Source organism: Algihabitans sp. (assembly GCF_965226985.1).
Lineage (GTDB): Bacteria > Pseudomonadota > Alphaproteobacteria > Kiloniellales > DSM-21159 > Algihabitans.
This window is the reverse complement of record NZ_OZ245712.1, coordinates 1,994,701-2,017,893: the sequence shown is the minus strand read 5'-3', so window position 1 is coordinate 2,017,893 and position 23,193 is coordinate 1,994,701. Positions and strand designations below refer to the sequence as shown.

The 23,193-nt window shown below is 64.9% G+C and carries 24 protein-coding genes; 15 read left to right on the top strand and 9 right to left on the bottom strand.

Annotation, left to right across the window (positions count from 1 at the left end; all coding sequences use genetic code 11):
- Nucleotides 1-12: 12 nt before the first annotated feature.
- From maiA to ACO054_RS09320, 6 genes are read right to left on the bottom strand one after another with little or no spacing between them, the layout of a single operon-like run.
- The gene (maiA, locus tag ACO054_RS09345; RefSeq protein WP_421710163.1) at nucleotides 13-666 is read right to left on the bottom strand and encodes a maleylacetoacetate isomerase; all 654 of its coding nucleotides are present in this window, start codon (nucleotides 664-666) and stop codon (nucleotides 13-15) included.
- On the bottom strand, nucleotides 663-947 hold the full coding sequence (locus ACO054_RS09340) for a DUF2783 domain-containing protein (RefSeq protein ID WP_421710162.1): 285 nt from the start codon (nucleotides 945-947) through the stop codon (nucleotides 663-665). The genes maiA and ACO054_RS09340 overlap by 4 nt, the downstream gene beginning before the upstream one ends.
- A gap of 4 nt (nucleotides 948-951) precedes the next feature.
- On the bottom strand, nucleotides 952-2,616 hold the full coding sequence (locus tag ACO054_RS09335; protein WP_421710161.1) for an FAD-dependent oxidoreductase: 1,665 nt from the start codon (nucleotides 2,614-2,616) through the stop codon (nucleotides 952-954).
- A 44-nt stretch (nucleotides 2,617-2,660) separates the two neighbouring features.
- On the bottom strand, nucleotides 2,661-3,647 hold the full coding sequence (locus ACO054_RS09330; RefSeq protein ID WP_421710160.1) for an MBL fold metallo-hydrolase: 987 nt from the start codon (nucleotides 3,645-3,647) through the stop codon (nucleotides 2,661-2,663).
- 44 nt (nucleotides 3,648-3,691) lie between these two features.
- Nucleotides 3,692-4,708: a fumarylacetoacetate hydrolase family protein gene (locus ACO054_RS09325; protein ID WP_421710159.1), complete on the bottom strand. Its 1,017-nt coding sequence runs from the start codon at nucleotides 4,706-4,708 to the stop codon at nucleotides 3,692-3,694.
- Between the two features lie 4 nt (nucleotides 4,709-4,712).
- On the bottom strand, nucleotides 4,713-5,861 hold the full coding sequence (locus ACO054_RS09320) for a homogentisate 1,2-dioxygenase (RefSeq protein WP_421710158.1): 1,149 nt from the start codon (nucleotides 5,859-5,861) through the stop codon (nucleotides 4,713-4,715).
- A gap of 169 nt (nucleotides 5,862-6,030) precedes the next feature.
- On the opposite strand from ACO054_RS09320, the gene ACO054_RS09315 reads away from it, so the two are divergent.
- The 7 genes from ACO054_RS09315 (at nucleotide 6,031) to paaE (ending at nucleotide 11,475) form a co-directional block, all read left to right on the top strand.
- On the top strand, nucleotides 6,031-6,564 hold the full coding sequence (locus ACO054_RS09315) for a MarR family winged helix-turn-helix transcriptional regulator (protein WP_421710157.1): 534 nt from the start codon (nucleotides 6,031-6,033) through the stop codon (nucleotides 6,562-6,564).
- Entirely contained in the window at nucleotides 6,561-7,553 is a 993-nt protein-coding gene (gene paaX / locus ACO054_RS09310) for a phenylacetic acid degradation operon negative regulatory protein PaaX (protein ID WP_421710156.1), read from the top strand. Before ACO054_RS09315 ends, paaX begins: the two co-directional genes overlap by 4 nt.
- 129 nt (nucleotides 7,554-7,682) lie before the next feature.
- A complete protein-coding gene (paaA, locus tag ACO054_RS09305; RefSeq protein WP_421710155.1) occupies nucleotides 7,683-8,702 on the top strand; it encodes a 1,2-phenylacetyl-CoA epoxidase subunit PaaA in 1,020 nt (339 codons plus the stop codon).
- 26 nt (nucleotides 8,703-8,728) lie between these two features.
- A complete protein-coding gene (gene paaB / locus ACO054_RS09300; RefSeq protein ID WP_421710154.1) occupies nucleotides 8,729-9,031 on the top strand; it encodes a 1,2-phenylacetyl-CoA epoxidase subunit PaaB in 303 nt (100 codons plus the stop codon).
- 13 nt (nucleotides 9,032-9,044) lie between these two features.
- Nucleotides 9,045-9,830 carry a 1,2-phenylacetyl-CoA epoxidase subunit PaaC gene (gene paaC, locus ACO054_RS09295; protein ID WP_421710153.1) on the top strand — a complete coding sequence of 262 codons (786 nt, stop codon included), beginning with the start codon at nucleotides 9,045-9,047 and terminating at the stop codon, nucleotides 9,828-9,830.
- A 12-nt stretch (nucleotides 9,831-9,842) separates the two neighbouring features.
- The gene (gene paaD / locus ACO054_RS09290) at nucleotides 9,843-10,370 is read left to right on the top strand and encodes a 1,2-phenylacetyl-CoA epoxidase subunit PaaD (RefSeq protein ID WP_421710152.1); all 528 of its coding nucleotides are present in this window, start codon (nucleotides 9,843-9,845) and stop codon (nucleotides 10,368-10,370) included.
- Nucleotides 10,371-10,389: 19 nt separating this feature from the next.
- Entirely contained in the window at nucleotides 10,390-11,475 is a 1,086-nt protein-coding gene (gene paaE / locus ACO054_RS09285) for a 1,2-phenylacetyl-CoA epoxidase subunit PaaE (protein ID WP_421710151.1), read from the top strand.
- A 25-nt stretch (nucleotides 11,476-11,500) separates the two neighbouring features.
- Here paaE and lipB read toward each other — a convergent pair whose 3' ends face one another.
- Nucleotides 11,501-12,118, bottom strand: coding sequence for a lipoyl(octanoyl) transferase LipB (gene lipB / locus ACO054_RS09280; protein WP_421710353.1), 618 nt, complete (start codon nucleotides 12,116-12,118; stop codon nucleotides 11,501-11,503).
- Nucleotides 12,119-12,224: 106 nt separating this feature from the next.
- Between lipB and ACO054_RS09275 the strand changes: the two genes are divergently transcribed.
- Both ACO054_RS09275 and mgtE read left to right on the top strand, forming a co-directional pair.
- Nucleotides 12,225-14,525 (top strand): NADP-dependent malic enzyme, encoded by a 2,301-nt coding sequence (locus ACO054_RS09275; RefSeq protein ID WP_421710150.1) that lies wholly within the window; start codon nucleotides 12,225-12,227, stop codon nucleotides 14,523-14,525.
- Nucleotides 14,526-14,619: 94 nt separating this feature from the next.
- Nucleotides 14,620-16,029, top strand: a complete 1,410-nt coding sequence (gene mgtE, locus ACO054_RS09270) for a magnesium transporter (RefSeq protein ID WP_421710149.1) — start codon at nucleotides 14,620-14,622, stop codon at nucleotides 16,027-16,029.
- 107 nt (nucleotides 16,030-16,136) lie between these two features.
- On the opposite strand, the gene ACO054_RS09265 is transcribed toward mgtE, so the two are convergent.
- On the bottom strand, nucleotides 16,137-16,856 hold the full coding sequence (locus ACO054_RS09265; protein WP_421710148.1) for an outer membrane protein: 720 nt from the start codon (nucleotides 16,854-16,856) through the stop codon (nucleotides 16,137-16,139).
- A gap of 282 nt (nucleotides 16,857-17,138) precedes the next feature.
- Here ACO054_RS09265 and ACO054_RS09260 point away from each other — a divergent pair, with 282 nt between their 5' ends.
- Together ACO054_RS09260 and ACO054_RS09255 are read left to right on the top strand one after the other, a co-directional pair.
- On the top strand, nucleotides 17,139-17,831 hold the full coding sequence (locus ACO054_RS09260; RefSeq protein WP_421710147.1) for an SDR family oxidoreductase: 693 nt from the start codon (nucleotides 17,139-17,141) through the stop codon (nucleotides 17,829-17,831).
- Nucleotides 17,832-18,262: 431 nt separating this feature from the next.
- Entirely contained in the window at nucleotides 18,263-19,420 is a 1,158-nt protein-coding gene (locus tag ACO054_RS09255) for an acyl-CoA dehydrogenase family protein (RefSeq protein WP_421710146.1), read from the top strand.
- 108 nt (nucleotides 19,421-19,528) lie between these two features.
- Here ACO054_RS09255 and ACO054_RS09250 read toward each other — a convergent pair whose 3' ends face one another.
- Nucleotides 19,529-20,485, bottom strand: coding sequence for a LysR substrate-binding domain-containing protein (locus tag ACO054_RS09250; protein WP_421710145.1), 957 nt, complete (start codon nucleotides 20,483-20,485; stop codon nucleotides 19,529-19,531).
- A 115-nt stretch (nucleotides 20,486-20,600) separates the two neighbouring features.
- Between ACO054_RS09250 and ACO054_RS09245 the strand changes: the two genes are divergently transcribed.
- The 4 genes from ACO054_RS09245 to ACO054_RS09230 all read left to right on the top strand — a co-directional run bounded on the left by ACO054_RS09245 (nucleotide 20,601) and on the right by ACO054_RS09230 (nucleotide 23,082).
- Nucleotides 20,601-21,395, top strand: coding sequence for a hypothetical protein (locus tag ACO054_RS09245; RefSeq protein ID WP_421710144.1), 795 nt, complete (start codon nucleotides 20,601-20,603; stop codon nucleotides 21,393-21,395).
- Nucleotides 21,392-22,324 carry a DMT family transporter gene (locus ACO054_RS09240; RefSeq protein ID WP_421710143.1) on the top strand — a complete coding sequence of 311 codons (933 nt, stop codon included), beginning with the start codon at nucleotides 21,392-21,394 and terminating at the stop codon, nucleotides 22,322-22,324. Before ACO054_RS09245 ends, ACO054_RS09240 begins: the two co-directional genes overlap by 4 nt.
- Nucleotides 22,308-22,502 carry a hypothetical protein gene (locus ACO054_RS09235; protein ID WP_421710142.1) on the top strand — a complete coding sequence of 65 codons (195 nt, stop codon included), beginning with the start codon at nucleotides 22,308-22,310 and terminating at the stop codon, nucleotides 22,500-22,502. Before ACO054_RS09240 ends, ACO054_RS09235 begins: the two co-directional genes overlap by 17 nt.
- A 205-nt stretch (nucleotides 22,503-22,707) precedes the next feature.
- Nucleotides 22,708-23,082, top strand: a complete 375-nt coding sequence (locus ACO054_RS09230; protein ID WP_421710352.1) for a helix-turn-helix domain-containing protein — start codon at nucleotides 22,708-22,710, stop codon at nucleotides 23,080-23,082.
- The last annotated feature ends 111 nt before the right edge of the window (nucleotides 23,083-23,193 follow it).

Here is a 23,193-nt window from a genome sequence, read left to right as displayed (position 1 = left end):
AAGGAAGCCTCGTCACGCCTCACTGTCGGGCTGATTGGCCGGATGGGCCGCTTTGAAGGCCGGGTGGTCGGACAGCAGGGCGTCGATCTCCACCAGGGTCGGGAAGAGGCTGGTGTCACAGTCGAAGCGGCGGGCGTTGTAGAGCTGGGGGACGACGCAGAGGTCGGCGAGGCCGGGTGTCTCGCCCAGGCAGTAGGGGCCGCTCTGGCCCGCGTTGAGGACGAGGGTCTCGACGGCGGCCAGACCTTTTTCGATCCAGTTGCGGATCCACGCGAGTTTGGTCTGTTGGTCGACGCCCAGGTCCTGTTCCAGGTAGGTGAAGACCCGCAGGTTGTTGAGCGGGTGGATGTCGCAGGCGATGGCCAGGGCGATGCCGCGCGCCTGGGCGCGGGCCAGGGGATCCGCGGGCAGCAGGGGCGGGGCCGGGTGAACCTCCTCCAGATACTCGACAATGGCCAGGGACTGCACCAGCGGGGTGCCCTCGACCTCCAGGGTCGGGACCTGAGCCTGGGGATTGCGGCTGCGGTAGTCTTCGAACCAGTTCTCGCCGCCTTGGCGGACCAGATGGATCGGGACCTGCTCCACCTCAAGCCCCTTTAGCGCCAGGGCGATCCGAACCCGGTAGGCGGCCGAGGAGCGCCAGAAGGTGTAGAGCGTCAGGCTCATGCCCTGTCCCCGCGTGTCGTGTCCCCGCGTGTGGTGTCTCCTGGTGCGGTCTCTTCGGACTCTGTGTGTCCGGGCGCCGCGCCTCCCGGACCCGGGGCGCGGGCGATGGCCAGCGCCTCGCGCACCACCTCGGCGTCGCCGATATGGTTGGCCAGCAGCAGGATCAGCTTTGCGTCCAGCTTGCGCGCCTCCGGCTCGTCCAGATCGCGATGGGCCTCGATGATCGCTTCGTAGAGGCCGTCGGGATCCGCGATGCGGGGGGCGGTCTGCAGTTTCGCCACGGCGCTAACCCGCCAAGCGCGCCGGCTGGGCCGGTACTAGGGTCTTGCCCAACGCCCGGTCGCGGGCGGCAAGGACCGCGGTCAGGTCGGGCCGGTCGCCACGGGCCGCGATGTGCTGGTCCGGGCGGATTAACAGCCAGTCTCCCGGCCTCAGTCGCAGTCTCTTGGCTATGAGGCCCTCACTGTCGATCAGAGTCTCGGTCGCGATGCTTTCCTCAGCCGGGGCAATCCGTAAGATCCGGACGGGCACTTCCTCGGCCGCCAGCCTGCCGGTCAATCCGTCGGGCAGGGAGGTCGTATCGTCGTTGCCATAGAGCAGCAGTGTGAAGCCGTGGCCCAGATGCCGCAGCAGCCAGTCGGTCTGCGCTTCGCGCAGAACCGGGGCGTCGGTGACGGGTTCTCCCGCATCGGCGCTGCCGTTCAGGGGCGAGCCCGCGAGCACGGCCGGTTTCGAAAGGCGTCCCGAGTTGACCCAGCGCCGTGCGAAGTCCTGGCTTTCCGAGAGTTCGAGCACCGCGTCGCGGAAGGCGCGGCTGGCGGCGGTCTTCGGCGTGATGAAGTCGGTGGCGCGGGTCGAATTGAGAAGGTTCTCGTCCGTCGCCGGAATCCGCTCGGCGTCGTAGGAGTCCAAAAGGGACTCCGGCGCCTGCCCCTGCAGAACGTGGGCCAGCTTCCAGCAGAGATTATCCGTGTCCTGGATCCCGCCGTTGCCGCCGCGCGCGCCGAAGGGCGAGACCTGATGGGCGGCGTCGCCGACGAAGAGAACCCGGCCATGGCGGAAGCGCTCGAGCCGGCGGCATTGGAAGGTGTAGACGCTGACCCATTCCAGATCGAACTCGGCCTCGTGGCCCAGCATGGCCTGTAGGCGGGGGATCACCTTCTCCGGCTTCTTCTCTTCCTCGGGATCGGCGTCCCAGCCGAGCTGCAGGTCGATCCGCCAGACATCGTCCGGCTGTTTGTGGAGCAGCGCCGACTGGCCCCTGTGGAAGGGCGGATCGAACCAGAACCAGCGCTCGGTCGGAAAGGCCGCCTTCATGACCACGTCGGCGATCAGGAAGCGGTCCTTGAAGACCTGTCCCTCAAAGGCCAGTCCCATCGCCCGTCGGATGAAGGACTTGGCCCCGTCGGCGGCCAGCAGCCAGTCGCAGGCCAGGGAGTAGGGTCCGTCCGGCGTTTCGATCCGCAGAATGACGCCGTCGTCGCGGGGGTCGACGGCGGTGACCCTGTTCTTCCAGCGCAGGTCCACCAGGCCGGTGTCCTCGGCGCGCCGGACCAGCCATTCCTCGGCGTAGTACTGCTGCAGGTTCACGAAGGCGGGAAACTGGTGCCCGCTTTCGGGCAGCAGGTCGAAGCTGTAGACGCGGCGCTCGCCGAAGAAAACGCGCCCGACGTTCCAGGTGACGCCCTTGTCCAGCATCGCCTGACCGATACCGAGGCGGTCGCAGATCTCCAGCGTGCGTTTCGAAAAGCAGATGGCGCGGCTGCCGAAACTGACCGTCTCGTCGTCGTCCAGAACCACGCTCGCGATCCCGCGCTGGGCGAGATCCACGGCGGCCGCCAGACCGACCAGACCGGCACCCACAATCGCGACCGGATGGCGGGCGCCGCCGCTGTCCTGATCCGGCGAGCGGCGATAGGGGAAGACCGGGTTGCTGTAGGTCTTGGGCATGGGCGTCCTCCGTGACGGGGCCGCCGCCGTCTGTCTCGCGGCGGTCAGCCTTGCTGTTGCGCGGCCTCCGCGGCCTTGTCGGCCTGTTCCAGGTTCTGCCACATCTCCACGTCGCGCTCGGCGGTCCAGATGCGCGGGTCGTCCAGTCCGGAGGCCTCGTCGTAGGCGCGGCTGACGTCGAAGGGCATGCAGTGTTCGAAGATCACCCAGTCGCCGTAGGTCGGCTCCATCGCCTGGAAGGTCGCGTCGTAGATCTCCTTCAGGGACTTGTCGGCCTTCACGCCCGCTTCGACGTTCCCGTAGAGCGCCGTGAGAAAGGCCTGGGTTCCGGCGATGCTCTTCTCGCAGTCCCCCGCCGTCTTCAGGGCTGCGCCACGGCCGGGCACCAGCTTTTCGGGACCCAACGCCCGCAGCTTGGCCAGGGTCTCCGGCCAGTCGCGCAGGTAAGCGTCTCCCGTGTAGGGCGTGGCGCCGAACTCCACGAGATCGCCGGCGAAGAGAACTTTCTCCTTCGGCAGCCAGACCACCGTGTCGCCCTTGGTGTGGCCACGGCCCAGATGCATGATCTGCACCTCGCGCTCGCCCAAGAAGAGAGTCAGCTTGTGGTCGAACACCATGGTCGGCCAGGTCAGGCCGGGAATGGAGTCCACGTCCTGGAACAGGCGGGGAAAGCGTCCGACTTCCGACTGATAGTCCTGCTGGCCGCGCTCGACGATCAGGTCGTAGGTGCCCTGACTGGCCAGGGTGTGCTTGGCACCGTAGGCCGAGGCGCCGAGGACGCGCACCGCGTGGTAGTGGGTCAGGCAGACGTAGTCGATCGGCTTGTCGGTGACCTGGCGGATGCGGGCGATCACGTCTTGGGCCATGGCCGGCGTCGCCTGGGTATCCACAACCATCACCGAATCGTCGCCGACGATGACGCCGCTGTTGGGGTCGCCCTCCGCCGTATAGGCGTAGAGGCCGTCGGCCAGTTCTTCGAAGGTGATCTGCTTTTCGTCCAGGTCGGCTTGCGATGCGAAGGCGCGGGCCATGTCGACTGTCTCTCCCTCAGGCGTTGTTTTTTTGCGGTTCCTTTTCAGGGGCCTGCGTAGCGCCGGACCTCCTGATCGATAGCGCCGAACAGGCTCCGGCCCTCGGCGTCCAGCATTTCGATGCGCACGCTGTCGCCAAAGGCCAGAAAGGGCGTTTTAATCTCGCCGTTCCGGATCTTCTCGACCATCCGGACTTCGGCCAGGCAAGAGTAGCCGCGTCCGCCCTCATCGACCGGCGTGCCGGGACCACCCTCCGGATCGCGGTTGGACACCGTTCCGGAGCCGATGACGCTGCCGGCGGCCAAGGGCCGGGACTTGGCGGCGTGCGCGACCAGTGTGGGGAAGTCGAAGGTCATGTCTTCGCCGGCCTGGGGTCGGCCCAGCACCTTTCCGTTGATGCGGCTGAGCAGCGGCAGCTCGACTCGTCCCTCGTTCCAGGCCGCGCCCAGTTCGTCCGGCGTCAGGGCCAGGGGCGAGAAGGCGGTCGAAGGCTTGGCCTGGAAGAAACCGAAACCCTTGGCGAGTTCGCCGGGGATCAGATTGCGCAAAGACACGTCGTTGACCAGCATCAGCAGTTTGATGTGGTCGACCGCCTGCTGCCGGGTGACGCCCATGGGCACGTCGTCCGTGACGACCGCGATCTCGGCTTCCAGGTCGATGCCCCAGGCTTCGTCCGCCACCTCGATGGCGTCGTGGGGCCCCAGGAAGGAGTCCGATCCGCCCTGGTACATCAGCGGATCTTCCCAGAAGCTCTCGGGCAGTTCCGCGCCGCGCGCCTGGCGCACCAGCTTGACGTGGTTCACGTAGGCCGACCCGTCGGCCCACTGATAGGCACGGGGCAGAGGGGCGGCACAAGCGCTCTCGTCGAAGGTGAAGGAGCCGGCCGCGCGGCCTTGCTCCAGGGCCTCGGCCTCGGCGGTCAGTTGCGGTGCGACCGCCGCCCAGTCGTCGAGCGCCGCCTGCAGCGTCTCGGCGGCCTTGGCCAGCACCGCCCGACCCAGGTCGCGGCTGACCAGGGCGAGCCGACCGTCGCGGCCTTGCTTCAAGCTTGCCAACTTCATGAGGCTACTCGGCCGCTCGCGCTGTCTCGCCCGGCGATCTCCAGGAGTCCTTGTAGCCTTCGAACTCGACCCCGGCCGGCAGCGGGCCGATCTCCAGCGGGTCGCGCGTATCCAGCATGACCGCGTACTCGTCGGTCGCTGCCGCCTTCGGCTTGAAGGCGTTCCGCAGAGCCTTGGGGTGCGGCCCGTGGGTAAAGCCGCAGGGATGGAAGGTCATCATGCCGGGGTGGATGTTGTCGCGGCTGAAGAAGCTACCGGCGTGATAGAAGATCACCTCGTCGTAGTCGTCGTTGTTGTGGAAGAAGGGTACCTTCAGCGCCTCCGGATCGCTCTCGAAGGGGCGCGGCGCGAAGGTGCAGACGACGAAGCGGTTGCCGACGAAGGTGGTGTGGGCCGACGGCGGCAGGTGATAGCGGTCGCTCATCAGGGGGCGAATGTCGGTGACGTTCAGGCGGACCGGCAGCAGATCGCCCTTCCAGCCGACGGCGTCCAGCGGATTGAAGGGATAGGTGGCGGTGGAGATCTGCCCTAGCCGCTTGATCCGGACCTGCCATTCGCTCTCGGACTTCTGCGCCTGGAAGGCCTCGTCCAGCGCTGGCGTGTCGAGCACCGCCGGATCGAAGATCGCATGCGGCCCCACCAGTCCCTTTTCGGGCAGCATGTAGCTGCCGTTTGTGGCCTCGATCAGCAGGGCCGTCACGGGCTCCTCGCTGTCCAGGCGCCACATGGTCGAGCGCGGCAGCAACACATAGTCGCCGGCCCGAACTTCCAGGTGGCCGTAGTCGCAGTAGAGGTGGCCGCGTCCGGCATGGAGGAAGAGCAGTTCGTCGCCGTCGGCGTTGCGCGCGAGGTGATCCATCGCTTTCGGCGCGCGCCAGTAGCGCAGCTTGCAGTGGGCGTTGTGCAGCACCGTCTGCGCGTCCCAGGGCGAGGGCTGTTCGGCATTCATCTTGGCGAGATCGAAGGCGCGGGGGGCCAGCGGTCCGTCCCAGTCCACCCAGCCGGTCGGCGGATGGCTGTGATACATGTGGGTGGCGGGCCCGAAGAAGCCCTCCTTACCCAATTCGCGCTCGTAGGTGCCCTCGGGCAGCGCGACATGCGCCTGCCGGCTGGCCTGCCCCTCGGTGCGCGGAAAGGCGATGTACTTGCGCATGGCGCTCCCTCCAAATCTTGCGTCGAACGCGAAGCGCTGCGCCCCGCGCAAGGGATCCGGCAATGCTCCAGCGTTGATCTTTTCTTTGCGAAAAAGTATCGTTTCAAACGAAACGACTGTCAAGATCCGCGCCGCTTCCTGCGCTACGGGTCAACGACCGGGGTAGGCCATGACACAAGCTTCACGCGCCGCTCTTCGCCAGCATGAAGACCGCGAAGACCGGGCGCTCAATGGGACGAGAGACGAGACTCGGACAGAGGCCGGTGAGTTCTGCCTCGCCGGCTTTCTGCCCTACCGCCTGTCGGTCACCACCAATCGGGTCAGCCGCGCCTTCGCGGCCCGCTACACGCGCGAGTTCGGCCTCTCGATCCCGGAGTGGCGCGTCATGGCGGTTCTGGGGGAACGGGCGCCACTCTCCTCGAACGAGGTTTGCGAGGCAACGGCGATGGACAAGGCCAAGGTCAGCCGGGCGCTGACGGCCCTGCGGTACAAGGGCTTCGTGAAGAAGGCGCCGCATCCGGACGACCAGCGCCTGCTGCGCCTCTCTCTCTCGGCCAAGGGCCTGCGGGTCTACGGCGCTATCGTTCCGCGCGCGCGCCAGCTTGAAGCCGAACTGACGGCGGGCCTGACCGCCGGGGAGCGCGGCCAGCTCGACCGCTTGCTGGACAAACTGCAGGCGCGGGTCGTAGATCTCGACGGGTGAAGCAACCGCTCGAGACTCTGGTGCCAGGCGCCGCCGATCCTCAAGCCGACGCCCCGGCCGCCAAGGCCGGTGATATCGTCGCGGCACTAGTCGCCGACTTCGCCGCGCGGCGGCCCGTGCGCGCCGGCTCGGTGATCGTCACGGTCTTCGGTGATGCGATCGCGCCGCGCGGCGGCGAGGCGGCAGTCGGCAGTCTGCTGCCGCTGCTCGAAAGCCTGGGCATCAACGGCAGCCAAGTGCGAACGGCTCTGTCGCGTCTGGCGGCCAACGACTGGTTCGACCGCCATCCGGTCGGGCGACGCAGCTTCTACGGTCTCTCCTCGCTCGGTCGTCGTCGCTTCCAGGAGGCGACGCGCCGGATCTACGGCGGCCCTCCTAGGGGCTGGAGCGACGACTGGCATCTTGTCCTGATCCCCGGCGGAAACAACGGCGGCCGCGACGGTCTGCGCAAGCAACTGGGCTGGCTCGGTTTCGGGGAGCTCGCGCCGAACGCTCTGATCCATCCCGGTCCCGACCTTGTGGCCTTGGCCTCGATCCTGGAGGCCTTGCCTCCGTCGGAACGGCCCCTGGTCATTGCGGGGAAAAGTCTGCCCGGCTCCAGGCCGGCTGCCTTGCGCCGGTTGGTCGAGGACTGTTGGGACCTGGCGGTGTTGGCCGGGGACTACGAGGCCTTCTGTCTGCGCTTCGCTCCCCTGGCGGATGCCTTGGAAAGGGAAGGGACGATTGCGCCTCTTCAGGCCATGCAGGGCCGCATTCTGCTGATCCACGACTACCGACGCCTGATCCTGCGCGATCCCCTGCTGCCGCCCGACCTCTTGCCGGAGGATTGGATCGGTTGGCGGGCCTACAGCCTGACCGCCGCTATCTATCGCGGACTGCTCGGCCCGTCGGAAAGCTGGCTGGACGCCGAAGCGGTCGACAGAGACGGTTCGCTTCCGCCGCCGTCCCCCGATTTTCGCGAGCGCTTCCCGGACACGCGCGGGCTCTAAGAGCGCCTTCGCCTGGGCTGTGACGCAGGGTGGCGCATGTCACAAAAAATCTTTGTCGAGATCGATGTTTTGACATATATTTATGGATAACGGAGCCGGCGATGAAGTCGGCGTGAGGGAGAGACGCGGATGTACACGCAAGGCCTCGACGTCCAAAAGGGCGATGCCTCGATCCCGCTGGAGCAGGGCGATAGCGACCTGGAGCGCCGCTTCCAGGCCAGGATCGACAGCGACGACAAGATCGAACCGAAGGACTGGATGCCAGAAGGGTATCGCAAGACCCTGGTGCGCCAGATCTCCCAACACGCCCATTCGGAGGTCGTCGGCATGCTGCCCGAGGGCAACTGGATCACCCGGGCGCCGAGCCTGCGCCGCAAGGCCGCGCTGCTGGCCAAGATCCAGGACGAAGCCGGCCACGGTCTCTACCTCTACAGCGCGGCGGAGACGTTGGGCGTCAGCCGTCAGGAACTGGTCGATCAGCTTCTGGAGGGGAAGGCCAAGTACTCCTCGATCTTCAACTATCCTTCGACGACCTGGGCGGACATGGGTGCGATCGGCTGGCTGGTCGACGGTGCCGCCATCATGAACCAGGTGCCGCTGCAGCGCTGTTCCTACGGCCCCTACGCCCGCGCCATGATCCGCATCTGTAAGGAGGAGTCCTTCCACCAGCGCCAGGGCTACGAGATCATGCTGACGTTGGCCCGCGGGACCGCCGCGCAGAAGCGTATGGCCCAGGATGCCTTGGACCGCTGGTGGTGGCCCTCCCTGATGATGTTCGGACCGACGGACAAGGATTCGCCCCACTCCGCCCAGTCGATGCGTTGGCGGATCAAGCGCGTCTCCAACGACGAACTGCGTCAGAAGTTCGTGGACGTGACCGTGCCGCAGGCGGAGTTCTTGGGCCTAACGGTGCCCGATCCCGATCTGCACTGGAACGACGTGACGAGCCAATACGATTTCGGTGAGATCGACTGGGAAGAGTTCAAGCAGGTGCTGCAGGGCAACGGCCCCTGTAACCGCGAGCGCATGCGCGACCGGCGGCGGGCGCACGACCGGGGCCGTTGGGTCCGGGAAGCCGCGATGGCCCATGCGGAGAAACGCCGGGCCCGCGCGGCTGCTGCCCAGGCGACGGCGGTCGCCGCCGAGTAGCCATCGGATGCTCTGGAGGAAAGAAGATGAGTGACGGCGCAAAGGAAGAGCGCGATTGGCCGCTGTGGGAGGTCTTCATCCGCGCCAAGGCGGGGCTGGCCCACAAGCACGCCGGGTCGCTTCATGCCGCGGATGCCGAGATGGCGCTGGAAAACGCCCGCGACGTCTACACGCGGCGCAATGAGGGCGTCAGCCTCTGGGTCGTACCCTCGACGGCGATCACGGCGAGCGACCCCCAGGACAAGGAGGCCTTCTTCGAGCCGGCCGGCGACAAGATCTATCGCCACCCGACCTTCTACGAGATCCCCGACGAGGTGAAGAATATCTAGGGAAGGATCGGCAATGGCCGCGCAGACTTCGCAAGCCCTGACCGACCGGCAGGCGCTCTTCCACTATCTCCTGCGTCTCGGCGACAACGCCGTCGTGCTCAGCCACCGGCTTGGCGAGTGGTGCGGGCATGCTCCCGTCCTGGAAGAGGATATCGCGCTGATCAACGTGGCGCTTGATCTTCTCGGCCAGGCCCGCTCGGTCATGACCTACGCCGGCGAGGTGGAGGGCGAGGGACGTGACGAGGATGCGCTGGTCTACCGTCGCGACGGCTTCGACTACCGCAACGTCCTGCTGGTCGAGCAGCCGAACGATGACGACTTCGCGGTCGCGATCGTCCGTCAGTTTCTCTTCGACGCCTGGCACTACGAGCTGCAGTCGGCGCTCCTCACATCGAGCGACGCGCGGCTGTCCGCCATTGCGGCCAAGTCGGTCAAGGAGGTCACCTATCACCTACGCCATTCGTCCGAATGGATGATCCGCCTGGGTGACGGAACCTCTGAAAGTCATGGCCGCGTCCAGGAAGCCGTGAACGATCTCTGGCGCTACAGCGGTGAACTGTTCGAAGCCGATGGGGTGGAGGAGCGCATCGCGGCCGCCGGAATCGGGCCGCATCCGCAAAGCCTCTATCCGGCCTGGTCGCAGACCATCGACCGCGTTTTGGGCGAAGCCACCTTGGTCCGGCCGGAAGACGGCTGGATGCAGAGCGGCGGACGCAGCGGACGCCACAGCGAGCACCTGGGCTACATTCTCGCCGAGATGCAGTTCCTGCAGCGCGCCTATCCCGACGCTCGCTGGTAGAAGACCTTGGTCATGGCGCTCCAAGCACAGACCAAGCGACCCGAGGCTGCTTCACCGGAGCTGGCTGATCTCTGGCGGACTCTTGAGGCTGTCGTGGATCCGGAAATTCCGGTGCTGACGATCGCCGACCTCGGGCTTCTGCGCGACGCCGAGATAGGGCCGGAGGGGGCGGTGACCGTCACCATCACGCCCACCTACTCGGGCTGTCCGGCCATGAACATGATCGAAAGCGAGATCAAACGAGTGCTGGGCGAGGCCGGCTACGCCACCGTCGCGGTGAAGAGCGTGCTGCATCCCGCCTGGACCACCGACTGGCTGAGCGAAGCGGGACGCGAGAAGCTGCGCGCCTACGGGATCGCGCCGCCGGAGACCGGCTCGCCGAGCAAGAAGGCGCTCTTCGGCGCCGAGCCGGAGGTTGCCTGTCCCCATTGCGGCTCGAAGGAAACGGAGCAGGTCAGCGCCTTCGGCTCGACGGCCTGCAAGGCGCTCTGGCGCTGCCGATCCTGTCTGGAGCCCTTCGATTACTTCAAGTGCATTTAGGCGAGAGGGCGCAGACCCCATGCATCCGCGGTTTCACCAACTGAAGGTCTCAGAGGTTCGGCAGGAGACCGACGACACCGTCTCCGTCGCCTTCGACGTCCCGGCGGAGGTCGCCGGTGAATACGACTACAAGCAGGGACAGTATCTGACCCTGCGGACCGAAATCGACGGCGAGGACATAAGGCGCAGCTACTCGATCTGCTCGGGCCTCGATGAAGGCGAGTTGCGGGTTGCGGTCAAGAAGGTGGAGGGCGGCCTTTTCTCCACCTTTGTGAACGATACGCTCAAGCCTGGAGCCTCGCTGGATGTGATGACTCCGAACGGGCGCTTCACCTCCGAACTCGATCCCGAGGCGGTCCGCACCTACGTGCTGTTCGCGGCAGGCAGCGGTATCACCCCTGTCATTTCCATCGCCAAGACGTTGCTGGCGCGCGAGCCCCATTCGAAGGTCCTGCTGTTCTACGGCAACAAGACGGTGGCCTCGATCATCTTCCGGGAGGCGCTGGAGGACCTCAAGAACCGCTACCTCGGCCGCTTCGGCCTCTATCACGTGCTGAGCCGCGAAACCCAGGAAGCGGAACTCTTCACCGGCCGCCTCGACCGCGAAAAGGTGCAGGCCTTCTGCCGCAGTCTGATCAATCCGGCCGCGGTCGACGCCTTCTTCGTCTGCGGTCCGGACACCATGATCGCCGACGTCACCGGCGCCTTGGAGGAGATCGGCGTTCCCGAGAAGAAAGTGTATCGGGAGCTGTTCAACACCCACCCCGAGGGCCTGGTGAAACCGAAACCGCTGGACCATGGCCGCCGAGAGGCGCAGGGCGACCGCGCTCAGGTCACGGTGATCCTCGACGGAGTCAGTCACGACTTCGATCTGGGGTTCGAGGGGACCTCGATCCTCGACGCCGCCACCGCCAAGGGTCTGGACCTACCCTTTTCCTGCAAGGGCGGGGTCTGCTGCACCTGCCGGGCCAAGCTGCGCGAGGGCAAGGTCGACATGGCAGTGAACTACGCCTTGGAACCGGAGGAGGTGGCGCAGGGTTTCGTGCTGACCTGCCAGTCTCGTCCGCTGACGGACCGGGTCGTGCTGGACTACGACCAGGCGTAAGCGCCGGCGACCTTCGGGCGCGCGTTTAGCCGAACACCTCGATAAAGCGGTCCTTCAGCACGCGGTCGACCTCGGGCAGCCCGACGGACTGACCCAGATCCGCAAGGGAGGTCACGCCGTGCTCGCGGATGCCGCAGGGCACGATTCCGTCGAAGTGCTCCAGATTCGGCGCCACGTTCAGCGAGACCCCATGGTAGGTCACCCAGCGGCGTACGCGTACGCCAACGGCGGCGATCTTGTCTTCTCGACCTTCTGACCGTTCGACCCAGATACCGACTCGCCCGCTGCGGCGCTCACCGGCAATCCTGAAGTCGGCCAGGCTTCGGATCAGCCAGTCTTCGAGCTGGCAGACGAAGGCGCGTACGTCCGGCTGACGGACCTTGAGGTCGAGCAGAACGTAAGCCACCCGCTGACCGGGGCCGTGATAGGTGTACTGGCCGCCGCGGCCGGTCTTGAAGACCGGAAAGCGCGACTCCAGCAGATCGGCCGGGTCGGCCGAGGTCCCCGCGGTGTAGAGCGGCGGATGTTCCAGCAACCAGACGCATTCCGGCGCCGTCCCGGCCCGGATCGCGGCGGCCCGGTCCTCCATCCAGGTCACGGCCGGCGGGTAGGGAACCGGCGCCTCCGCGACGATCCACTCCAGCGACCCGTGTCGGGTGGTCAGGATTTCGCCGCGCGGCGCCTTTCCGAGGTCGGGCGCATCGGCTAACGTCGCGGCGCTCATGACCGAGGGAGGAATGGCTTCAGGTATGGCTGACGATTTCAAGGATGCAGCCCTTGCATATCACCGGGCTCCACGACCCGGGAAGTTGGAGGTAGTCGCGACCAAGCCGCTGGGCAACCAGCGGGATTTGGCGCTGGCCTATTCGCCGGGCGTCGCCGCGGCCTGCGAGGCCATCGTGGCCGATGAGGCGGCGGCGGCCGAGATGACCGGGCGCGCCAATCTCGTCGGCGTGGTGACCAATGGCACGGCCGTGCTCGGCCTCGGGCAGATCGGCCCCTTGGCCTCGAAGCCGGTGATGGAAGGCAAGGCCGTTCTCTTCAAGAAGTTCGCGGACATCGACGTCTTCGATATCGAGGTCGATGCGCGCGATCCGGAAAAGCTGATCGAGATCGTCGCCGCGCTGGAGCCGACCTTCGGGGGGATCAATCTGGAGGATATCAAGGCGCCGGAATGCTTCGTCGTCGAACGCGAGTTGCGCGAACGCATGGACATTCCCGTCTTCCATGACGACCAGCACGGCACCGCGATCATCGTCAACGCGGCGATCTACAACGGCCTGCGTCTGGTCGACAAGAAGATCGAGGAGGTCAAGGTCGTCACCTCCGGCGCTGGCGCTGCCGCTATTGCCTGTCTGGATTTGCTGGTGGCCTTGGGTGTCCGGCGCGAGAACATCTGGGTCAACGACATCGCGGGTCTGGTCTACGAGGGGCGGACCGAGGAGATGGATCCCTGGAAGGCGGCCTACGCCCAGAAAACCGATCTGCGCAGCCTCGACCAGGTCATCGAGGGTGCCGATATCTTCCTCGGGCTCTCCGCGCCCGGCGTTCTCAAGCCGGAGATGGTCGTTAGGATGGCGCGCGATCCCCTGATTCTCGCGCTGGCCAATCCGGTGCCCGAGATCTGGCCGGAGGCGGCGCGCGAGGCGCGGCCGGATGCGATCATCGCCAGCGGCCGGTCGGACTATCCCAATCAGGTCAACAACGTCCTCTGCTTTCCTTTCATCTTCCGCGGTGCGCTGGACGTCGGCGCAACCACTATCAACGAGGAGATGAAGGTCGCCTGCGTGAAGGCCATCGCCAACCTCGCCATGGCCGAGGTCTCGGAGGTCGTGGTCAAGGCCTACGGCGGTCAGGCCTACAGCTTCGGGCCCGACTACCTGATCCCGCGTCCCTTCGACCCGCGCCTGATCCTCGAGATCGCGCCGGCCGTGGCCAAGGCGGCGATGGACAGCGGTGTCGCACGCCGGCCGATTGCCGACTTCAAGGCCTATCGGGAACGCCTCAACCAGTTCGTCTTCCGCTCCGGCCTGCTGATGAAACCGGTGTTCGAACAGGCCCGCAGCGAAGCCAAGCGCGTTTTCTTCGCCGAGGGCGAGGCCGAGCGCGTCTTGCGGGCGGCTCAGATCATGGTCGACGAGGGCCTGGGCGTGCCGGTGATTTGCGGCCGGCCGCGCGTGGTCGATAAACGCCTGAAGGAACTGGGACTGCGCATCAAGCCGGACCAGGACTTCGAACTGGTCGATCCTTTGGATGATCCGCGCTACCGGGACTATTGGAGCGAATACCATCGTCTCACGGAACGGCGGGGCGTCACGACCGACGAGGCACGGACCATTTTGCGCACCAACGCGACGGCGATCGGCTGCATCGCGGTGCAGCGTGGCGATGCCGATGCCCTGATTTGCGGCGTGGAGGGGCGCTATCAGCGTCATCTCCGCCAGGTCGAGATGACCATCGGTCTCGCCCCGGGCGCCCGGGACTTCTCGGCACTCAGTCTGCTGATCACGGGACGCGGCGCGCTCTTCATCGCCGATACCCAGGTCAGCAGCGATCCGGAAGCCGAGGAGATCGTGGAGATGGCCCGCCTGGGAGCCGAGGCGGTCCGGCGTTTCGGCATCGAACCGAAGATCGCTCTGCTCAGCCACTCCAACTTCGGCAGCCATGACGATGTCAACGCCGTGAAGATGCAGCAGGCCCTGAAGCTTCTGCATCGCCGCCACCCGGAGCTGGAGGCGGAGGGAGAGATGCATGCCGACGCGGCCTTGTCCGAAGACATTCGGGCGCGCATCTTCCCCAACTCGCGCCTGAGCGGCGCGGCGAACCTGCTGATCATGCCGAGCCTGGATGCGGCGAACATCTCCTTCAACCTGCTGAAGATCGCGGGCGACGGGCTGCCGGTCGGGCCGCTGTTGCTCGGCGCGGCAGCGCCGGTGATGATCTTGACGCCGTCGGTGACGGCGCGCGGTGTCGTCAATGCCTCCGCCGTCGCCGCGGTGGACGCCCAGGCACGACAGCGGAGCGTCGCGCGCGCGGAAGCAGCCAGCTAGAGCGCGATCGTCTCAGGCGGAAGCGGTTCGCCTGCGCCTGAGACGTGAATCGCTCTCTGGTCTTATAATGAGAGCAGGATCCGAGGAGCCGCCTATGGCCGAACCCGCCACCGCCGAGCGCCCGCAGGAAGCGGCGAGCCGCGAGGAGGCGAGCGAAGACACCGTCGGATTGGCGCTCGCGCAGATCGATGCCGTACGGAAGGCGCTGGCCGACAGCGATGTCGGGCAGGTGGAGCGCTTGGTCGAGCCGTTGCATCCGGCCGACACCGCGGATCTGCTGGAGGCGCTGGACCGGGACGAGCGCAAGCTGCTGCTGCGCATCGTCGGGGAAGCGCTGGAAGCCGAGGTCCTCACCTACCTGGAGCCGGAACTGCGCAATGCGGTCGTCGCCGACATCGGCGCGAAGACCGCCGCGCAGCTGCTGCGGCAATTGGAGAGCGACGACGCTCTGGAGTTCTTCGAGGACCTGGACGAGGAGCCACGCGCCCAGATCCTTAGTCTGGTGCCGCGCACCATCCAGCGCCTGCTGACCGAGGGCATGACCTTCCCCGAGGATTCCGCCGGGCGCCTGATGCAGCGCGAAGTGGTGGTCGTCCCCTCGATCTGGACGGTGGGCGAGACCATCGACTGGATGCGGAACAACAAGAAGCAGATCGTCAGCGACTTCTACGACCTCTATGTCGTCGACCCGCGCTACAAGCCGATCGGCAAGCTGCCGCTCAGCCGCGTGCTCCGCTCGAAACGGCCGGTCAAGGTCTCGGCTCTGATGAGCGAGGATTTCTATCCGATCCAGGTGACTCTCGATCAGGAGGAGGTCGCCTACCGCTTCCGGCAGTACTCCCTCTTGTCGGCTCCGGTGCTCGACGATGCGGGCCGGTTGGTCGGCGTGGTCACGCTGGACGATATCGTGCACGTGATCGACGAGGAGGCGGGGGAGGACCTTCTGAAGATGGGTGGCGTCAGCGAGAGCGACGTCTACTCGGACCTCCTCCGCACAACGCGCAGCCGCTTCTCCTGGCTGGCCGTGAACCTGCTGACGGCGATCTCGGCATCTTTGGTGATCGCCCTGTTCGAAGCGACGATTCAGGAGATCGTGGCCCTGGCCGTGCTCATGCCGATCGTCGCCTCGATGGGTGGCAATGCCGGTACCCAGACTCTAACCGTCGCGGTGCGGGCCATCGCGATGAAGGATCTGGCCGGCCGCAGCATGCGGCGCTTCATCACCAAGGAACTGCTGGTCGGGCTGTTGAACGGCGTCTCCTTCGCTGTCCTGATGGGGGTCATCGCCTGGCTTTGGTTCGGCGATCCGCTGCTCGGCGCCGTGATCGCCACGGCGATGGTGATCAATCTCGTCGTCGCGGGGCTGTTCGGCGCCCTGATTCCCATCGTGCTCGAGCGCTTCGGGGCGGACCCGGCCATCGCCTCGTCGGTCTTCCTGACCACGGTGACCGACGTCGTCGGCTTCTTCGCCTTTCTCGGACTGGCGGGCCTGGTCCTGCTTTAGATGGCAATTCGGCCAGCTTGCCTTTTGGGACGGCTGAAGCAGAAAAGGAAAGAGGCCCTCATGTCTGCAATGAGAGCCTCTCGCCTGTTCGCCTGTTTCAGAGAGTGTCAGAAACGGTAGGCGACGGTGAAGAGAACTTCGTGCAGCGACACCGCGTCAGTTTCGTAGCTGCTGTCGAGGGAAGGCCCAGCGAATCCCAGATTGGCCGGATCGATCGTGCCCTCGAGGTCGAAACCGTTGATCCGCGTGAAGCGGTATTTGCCCCCGACGAGGATGTTGTCGGTCACTTCGAAGTTGAGACCGGTCATCAGCGACCAGGAGAAAGAGGCATCGGTATCGTCGAAGGAGGGGACGGTGCTGTCGGGGCTGTCTACCTTGGCCCAGGTCACACCGAGCCCGCCGCCGACGAAGGGCGTAAAACGCGAGTCTAGATCGATGTCGTAGTACAGATTGCCTTGCAAAGAGGTCAGGCTGATGTCGCCATCCGCATCGAAGGTCGTGCTTGCACCGCCTAGCGTAACGTCGACATCATCGAAATCCGAAGATCGGTGGGAGATGCCGAGCGAGGTGCGCAGTCCGGGGAGGACTGGGTCCAAGGTAAGGCCCAGCTCGGCGCCGAATGACAGCGCATTGTCGATGGATGCCTCGGCGTCCACCGGTGTTCCGAGCGCGGCGTCGACGGCGTCGGAATTGTAATCGACATCGCTTGGAATCGCGAGGCCGAGCTGTCCTTCGATATAGGGCCGGAAGGTGTCGGCTTCGGCGAAGGCCGGGCTCGCGGTGCCAGCCAGCAGAGCTGTTGCCGCTATATACTTAAAAGTGTTCATATTTCCGTTCCACCACCATGACTAGAGTGCGGGGTGGCGTATTACGAAAAGAAATACACGTCAAGGTAATTAATATGCAATCTGAGGAAACACGTGGAATAAAAAAACAACTCAAGATATGTGAGATTCGGCTTTTCAGCCTGGCTCCGTGGCCTTCCAGAATCGCGCGGCCGGACGCAAAGAGAGCAAACCTCTTGGTGGCGCAGGGGCCAACTTGGAGAAGTTACGAGGCCGTGCCATGTCTCTGGGAGAGAGGGTGACCCGGAACAGAGGAGGGCGCACGTGCCGACTGCGCTGATTACCGGTGCCAACCGTGGGTTGGGGCTCGAGCTGGCACGCAGCTTCGCGGCGGACGGCTGGCAGGTGCACGCCTGCTGCCGGATGCCGGACAAGGCGCCGGAGCTGCGGGCGGCAGCAGCCGCGTCCGAGGATCGGATCGAGGTTCATCGTCTGGATGTCACCGACGATCTTCAAGTCGGCGGCCTCGCCCGCTCGCTGGGGGGCGAAACGCTGGATCTGCTGTTCAACAACGCTGGGATCTACGGCCCGCGGGACGGCTTCGGGAGTCAGGATTTCGAGGCGTGGAACAAGGTCCTCGCGATCAATCTGCTGGCGCCCCTGCGGATGGTCGAAAACTTCGTGGAGTTGGTCGCGGCAAGCCACGGCAAGCTGATCGTCAACATGAGCTCTCGACTTGGCTCAATCGCCGAAAACGACGCCGGCGGAGGCTACCCCTACCGCTCCAGCAAGGCTGCGCTGAACATGGTGACACGCGGTCTGTCGGTCGATCTCGCTGCGCGAGGGATCACTGTCGTGTCCGTTCATCCCGGATGGGTGCGGACCGATATGGGGGGTAGCGACGCGGCACTGACGGTCGCGGACTCGGTGGCGGGACTGCGGCGCGTGATGGCGAGTCTGACGATCGAAGACAGCGGTCGCTTCTTCGATCACAGCGGGGCTGAACTCCCCTGGTAGCCGATCGTTTCACGCGACGCTCAACGCCCGAAGAGCGGGAACCCCGCTGCCTGCTGGGTCCCGCTTCCGGGTGCGTTGTGCGAGTCCGACGGCCGTCGGGGGCTTTACCGTGGACTCCTCCGAATCGACTGCCTTTACCGTCTACGGCAGGGCTGGGTAGGTGACGGGGGCGGCTGTCGATCCTTACAGGCCGCGACACCAGCGATCTGCATATGTAAGCATACATGCGATTTTGATTTTGTCCATAGATTTTTTTGGGATATTAACCAATCGCTCACACGAGTGTATGTGCTGCTTGGGCGCTTATTCTGCACCAATACCTTAGTGTGTAGATCGGGATTGGGATCGCGTGGCGCAGGGCCGCGGCGAGACTTGGCCGGACGGCTTGAAAGCGGGCGCCGCAGCGGCAATTCTGTCAGACGACAGTTTATATGGATCGAACCTGGGGCCGCCCGATGCTGACCGAAGAGCAGACGCTGATCCGCGACACCGCCCGCCAGTTCGCTCGCGACGTGCTCGCACCGAATGCTGCCGAGTGGGACCGCGAGGCTCGATTCCCGCAAGAGGCGATTTCCCAGCTAGCCGAGCTTGGCTTCATGGGCATTAACGTGCCCGAGGAATACGACGGTGCCGGTGCGGATGCCGTGTCCAACGCTTTGGCGATCGAGGAGATTGCGGCAGGCGACGGTTCGGTCTCGACCATCATGGCGGTGCACAACTCGGTCGGCTGCATGCCGATCTCCAACTTCGGCTCGACCGAGCAGAAGGAGCGCTTTCTGCGGCCGATGGCGCGCGGGGAGAAGCTGGGGGCCTTTTGCCTGACCGAACCCTCTGTGGGATCCGACGCCGGGGCGATCAAGACCTCCGCGCGCAAGCTCGGCAACAAGTGGGTGCTGAACGGCACCAAGCAGTTCATCACCAGCGGAAGCACGGCGGACGTAGCCATCGCCTTCGCCGTGACCGACCCGGAGGCCGGCAAACGGGGTATCAGCGCGTTCATCGTCCCCACCGAAAGTCCCGGGTATCAGGTCGCACGCGTCGAGAAGAAGCTCGGACAACGCGCGAGCGATACCTGTCAGATCGTCTTCGATCAGCTCGAACTGACCCCAGACCTGCTGCTGGGCGAGGAAGGGCAGGGCTACAAGATCGCTCTCTCCAACCTGGAAGGCGGCCGCATCGGCATCGCGGCTCAGGCCGTCGGTATGGCACGCGCAGCTTATGAGGCGGCGCTGGCGTACGCCAAGGAGCGGGAATCCTTCGGCCGGAAGATCGTCGATCATCAGGCCGTTGGCTTTCGGCTCGCAGACATGGCCACCCAGATCAAGGCTGCCGAGCTGATGGTTCTCCATGCCGCGGAATTGAAGGATGCGGGCAAGCCCTGCCTGCAGGAAGCTTCCATGGCCAAGCTCTTCGCCTCGGAGGCCTCGGAGCAGATCTGTTCGGCCGCTCTGCAGATCCACGGCGGTTACGGCTACCTGGAAGACTATCCGGTCGAGCGTATCTACCGCGACGTTCGAGTCTGTCAGATCTACGAGGGCACGTCCGACATCCAGCGCCTCGTCATCGCTCGGCAGTTGGCGGCCGACTAGAGTACGCCGAGGCCTGAGGGACGCCGGAGCGCGGCCTATCCGTTTTTCATCGCAGGGTTGCAGTTCTCGGGGGCGGGGTCCTGGTTCTCGGGGAAGGCCTCGGCGGATCTAGCGGCCGTCGAATTCTCCGTAGAACAGCTCCGAGACCTCGGCGTTCGAGCTTTCCACTTCTTTCCGGATCCAGCTTTCGAAGGCGGAGATCTTGTAAAGATCGCTGTGGCCCGGAGGGTAGACCAGATACCAGCCGCTGTTGTTGGGGTGCTGCAGCTTGAAGGGCGCGACCAGACGGCCTGCCCGGATGTCCTCGGTCACGTAGGGTCGGTTGGCGACGGCGAAGCCGAGGCCGACGTTGGCGGCTTGAAACGAGAGCATGCAGGTGTCGAAGAACATGCAGGAGGCATGCTCCATCACCTTGGGCGCACCCGCGAAGTCCAGCCAGGACTTCCAGTTCAGGCTGCAGGTATCGGAGTGGAGCAGGGTGAAGTTCTTCAGATCCTTCGGCTCCAGCTCGTCGGTCTTCACACCGGGCATGACGCGTTCCAGCAGGTCGGGCGTGCAGACCGGCACCAGATCCTCGCGAAACAGCAGCTCGGCTTTCAGACCCGGGAAGACACCGTCACCGTAGCGGATCGCCAGATCGAAGCCTTCCCGGTCGAAATTGACCTGCCGGTAGGCCTGCGACACGTGCAGGGTGATCTCCGGATGTGCCTGGGTGAAGCGCTCAAGCCTGGGTAGAAGCCAGCGAACCGCGAAGGTCGGCAGCACGCTGATCTTGAACAGGTGCTTGCGCTGCTTGTCGGTGATCTCCAGCCCGGCGGCCAAGATCGTGTCGAGCGCTTCGCGGACGTGGGCGATGAACTCCTCACCCTCCGGGGTGAGAACCACGGCGTTGCTTTGCCGGTGAAACACCTTGAACTGCAGTTGCTCCTCCAGCGCCTTCACCCGCTGGCTGACGGCCGAACCCGAGATCAGGTTCTCCTCGGCTGCCCGGGCGAAACTGCCGAGACGCGCCGCGCTCTCGACAATACGCAGGGAATTGAGGTTGATTTGACGAAGATGTTTCATTCTTGTTCACGCCGCAAGTTCAGCTAATGCTACCCCAGGTGTTTCTAAGTTTACACTCTCAATTTGAAAGCGACAATGGCTCTATCGTCCGCTGGTTGGTAGGGGTAGCGATCCGATGGAGAAAGTAAACTTGAACGGGATCCGCCATAGCGTGAGCCGCGAGGCTCTGCTTGGGCATGAGTCCGCCTGGAAGGTGTCGGACCTCGGTTTGGTGCAATTCAAGCATGAGTACGATCCGGAACTGCTGGAGACGATCCGGCGCAAGGCTTTGGAGCTGAAAGCCGATCGCGCGTTCCAGAAGCACCTGAATCTGACCTTCATTACCGGGGCAGATCGCTACATCCCGGAGATCAACGAACTCATTCACGACAAGAACCGGCTGGACCGTTTGAGTGCCTTTGCCGGTACGCGTCTCGAGCCCTATCCGCTTTCGGTGGTCGGCTCGACCGTGACCTTCATGAGCCCGAACGACGGAAACGTCGACTGGCACTGCGACGGTGTTCCGGTGACCGAACTGATCCCGCTCTCGATCAGCGATCCGATCATCGGCGGCGAGTTGGAGGTCTTCCTGGGCGGCTGCGAACCGGGTAAGGCCCGTGTCGACCGGGGCGAGGAACTGGATCCCAGCGAACTGCTTCGGATCAAGCATTCGGTCGGCCACAGCACCCTGGGTCATTTCCTGGGTGTCCTGCACCGGACGCGACCGCTCGAGTACGGGGAGCGCATCACTCTGGTTCTGAACCTCCGGTCCGTCGAGCGGCCCTACGTCGACGACAACCGGATGTTCTATCTGGCCGCCGACAACGACCTCGACCGGGCCTGGGTGAACGAAATGGCCGACGACGTCTGGAGCAACCAGTTGCCGGCCTACCGCGCGTCCGGGCAAGCGAGCGTCCCGGCAGCGGAATGAGTCACGCCCGCGACGGTGGCTCGGGCGCGGCTCCGCTCGCGGGCGCAAGCCTCGGGGGATCCTTTGCGGTCCCCTGCGCTCTTGCGGCCATAGGCTTCTGGTCGACGAACGCCGTGGTCGCGAAGTACGCGCTGGTCGAACTGACGGTCGCCCAGGTTCAGGCCCTTCAGTTCGCCGGCGCCACTTTCGCGGTCTGGCTCTTCGGATTTGCTTTACCCCGCAAGCCTATAACCTGGCCGGAGCCCCGCGCTCTGGGTCTGGGGACGTTGGGCCTGGTGGGGACCATGGTGTTTCAGTACATCGCCTTCGCGGCCGGGCCGATCGCGACGGTCAATCTGATCGCCTACTCCTGGCCCCTCTTGACGGCGCTGCTGGTGGCGGTCTGCGGCATCGCCTATCGCCCGTACCGCCTTGTGATCACCTCGGCCGCCGGCTTCGTGGGAGTCGGCTTGCTGATCGGCGGCGACGTTGGGGTGGTGGAGGGCGGCGGCTCACTCGTCGGGTACACGGCGGCTTTCGCCTCCGCGATCTGTATGGCGGTCTACACCTTCCTGATCGGTCGTTTCTCGGTTTCGGCGTCCAGCCTTCTGTTGGCGGCGGCGCTGATCGGCCTGGCCGGAACCGGGACGTGGTGGCTGCTGACGGGGGCCGGTCTGCCGCCCTTGCCCTACGTTCTGTTCGGCCTCTACCTGGGCATCGGTCCCATGGGCGTAGGCTATCTGCTCTGGTCCTTGGCTCTGCGTCGGGGCGCGGCCGGTTCGATTTCGACTCTCGGCTATGCCACGCCGGTGCTCTCGACAGTCCTGCTGTTCGTCTCCGGCGAGGCCGTGACCTGGGGAGCCGTCGTGGGCGGCGGCATCATCATCGTGTGTTGTGTGTTGGTCGGTACAGGCAAATTGGAACAGCGAAGCAATGCTACATCAGGGTGAAGATGCAGATACGGTCGCCGAGGCACTCTGGCGGCGATACGGAGAGGGCGCTCGGCTGCAGGCCGCGCTGGCCGCCTATCAGGCGATTCAGCGCGAGGATTTGAAGGCTTGCGAGCTTTGGCGCGGCATTCTCGATCTGCTCGAGGAGAAGGTTGCGCATGAATGTGAGCGCCACTGACTGGGTTATTCCGGGCGGCGCGACCCGATCACTAAGTCGCGAGTTCGATTTGTATACGAATATCAATGTAAATATTGTTTATCAGGCGGTTGGGGAGAATTTTCCATCTATTTGAAAGACTAGAAGTGCGAATATCCGGGCTTGCGATCTCTACCTTTAGTTTTTCTAAGTGGCTTACCGCGGGCGGATCGCCGAGCTTGTGACTATGGTTCGGAACATAGATCAACATGTCGGGCGACGGATACGTCAGGCCCGCGCGCTGCGGGGCCTGAGTATGGAAAAGCTCGCTCAGGCTCTCGGCATCTCATACCAGCAGCTGCAGAAATACGAGGTTGGCAGCAACCGCGTTAGTTGTGGGCGGCTCTGGCTTATCGGACAAACCCTAGACCTGCCGATCGGCTTCTTTTTCGACGGACTCGAGAATGAAGGGCTGGCCGTGACCGGGGGCGACGACGCCCTGGTATCGCGCCGAGCGATCAACGCGGCACGTCAACTTGAGGAAATCGAGGACCCGGCGTTGCGCGACCAACTGGTCGCCATGATTCGCACCTGCGCACGGTCAAGTCAGGCCGTCTCCTGACAGCTACCGCATCTCAAGAGCAGGTAGCTCTTGGAGATTGCCGCCGATCCGGGGAGGGGAGGTGGCGCAGGCTGGTCGAGGAGATGTCGGACGCCGACGTGTCCTCGACCG